General features: G+C 44.1%; 1 protein-coding gene. It reads right to left on the reverse strand.

Features of this window, described 5'->3' with window-relative positions:
- Window positions 1-25: 25 nt before the first annotated feature.
- Complete coding sequence (locus tag UF75_RS25565) at window positions 26-1,618, reverse strand: IS1634 family transposase (RefSeq protein WP_045577328.1); 1,593 nt, start codon at window positions 1,616-1,618, stop codon at window positions 26-28.
- Window positions 1,619-1,710: the final 92 nt, after the last annotated feature.

Genomic DNA, 1,710 nt, shown 5'->3' on the forward strand with positions numbered 1-1,710 from the left:
CCTAAAATCCCTTCAGTAATTATACCTACACAGGTTCATTTATCTTAAATGCTTTATAGATAACCTTTTGATCTTTGGTTAATGGAAATAGAATCCGGGTTCCATTTACTACTTGTACACGCAGCTTAGACAGGGTCATCAGCAACTTCTTCATGGTCATCTTTTTGTAAAGCTCCTTTTCCAGCATAACCTTATGGATATGTGCGGCAATTATGAGTGAGATGAAACCGACGAAGATCTTGTTCTGCATAATGTCTTCCCTATGTACCCTTAATCTCCCAAGGTCTAGGCTATTTTTTAAGCGGAGGAAGCCCTTTTCTACAACATCCTTTTCCCGGTATATCCGAAGAGCTTCTTTAGCATCGGCCACGTCATTTGTTATGAGGACCATCCAACCGGCTGTTTCCAACTCCTGTTTGATTGCATCCTCTTTAATGCTGATGGTATAACCTGACGGGGATTTCTCTGAATTGCGTATAAGAAGGTATTTGCCGTATTCCTCGTCATGTAGGTGATCTGCAGGATTAGCCTCTGCTCGTTCTTTAAGAAGGGTGACATGCGCATAAAGGTTCTCACGAAGCTTCATCGCCTTCAGGGCATTATAGTAAACGTGGGTATGAATCTTGTGTTCCTTGTTCCATGCTCTGAGCTTGGTGACCCCGCGAACAGAATCGCCCCCTGACACAATCGTGTTTTGAAGACTGTCAATATCCTTGCGTTCACTTTCTACCTGCTTTTTCGCAAAGCCTGAGGTAAAAGGAACCGGGATGACAAAGCGTAGCTTATTCATATCATTTAACATGGCGTTTACATTTTTGGTGCTGAAGAACCCCTTGTCCATAACAATCAATGTGGGTTTACCTTTCGATAGGGCATCCATTTTGGACAAAGTAGTTTTCAGGGTGCTGACATCCTTGAGACTGCCGCTGTAAGCGGTCTGATATATAGGAAGTCCCGACTTCTCCCCCATCAGCATGCAAAGATTGATCTGGGGAAGCGCTTCCTTGTCCCGGTTGTACCCCCATTCAACGTCTTCAATCAGGTTAGAGTAGGAGGAGATAGAGGTGATGTCAAGGGCAAGGTATTCCTGTTCGCTTCGGTACCGGCACCATGCTTGGTAAAAAAACTCCCTTGCGTCCGGGCTTATGGCCATCAACAACTCACTGATGCGTTGCGAAGACATGCTACCGACCGCAAGACATTCGGTACTGTTAATCCAATCCTCACAATAAAGAAACGGATCGCCAGAGGAAATAAGGTAGCAGGCTAGGTTGAATATCTCCTGCCAGTAATTTGGCAAGGAATCCTCCAACACCCCAAGCAGTCCAGTGCTTTGCGCAATGCCCTGGAAGAGATAAAAGGCTCCATAGTCCTTAATGGATGAACGCTGTATATCCTCAATAGAAAATGTCATGCTTGTTGCAGGTATCTCAATAGGAGTTCCTTCTTCAGCCATACGGGCCAGATACTCAGGCTTATACACCGGATTTCCGGTTTTGGGATCGATTTTTCCGATAGGGACACGTTTGTTTCTGGGTTTACCATCAGCATTCCGAAAAGAAACCGACTCGTAAAGATAAATCTTATCCCCGACCTTTTGTCTTATGATGGAACTCATAGGTACTTTCCTCCACACTTGTAGGTATAATTAATTATACCTACAAGTGTGGAGGAAAACAATCAATTCTTTAAGATTCTGCAACAAACAAG

This window comes from Desulfosporosinus sp. I2, from assembly GCF_000960765.1.
Classification (GTDB): Bacteria; Bacillota; Desulfitobacteriia; order Desulfitobacteriales; family Desulfitobacteriaceae; genus Desulfosporosinus.

Bases quoted from the DNA above. Each gene is read 5' to 3' on its own strand.
- UF75_RS25565 (WP_045577328.1), bottom strand. From the start codon at position 1,618: ATGAGTTCCATCATAAGACAAAAGGTCGGGGATAAGATTTATCTTTAC.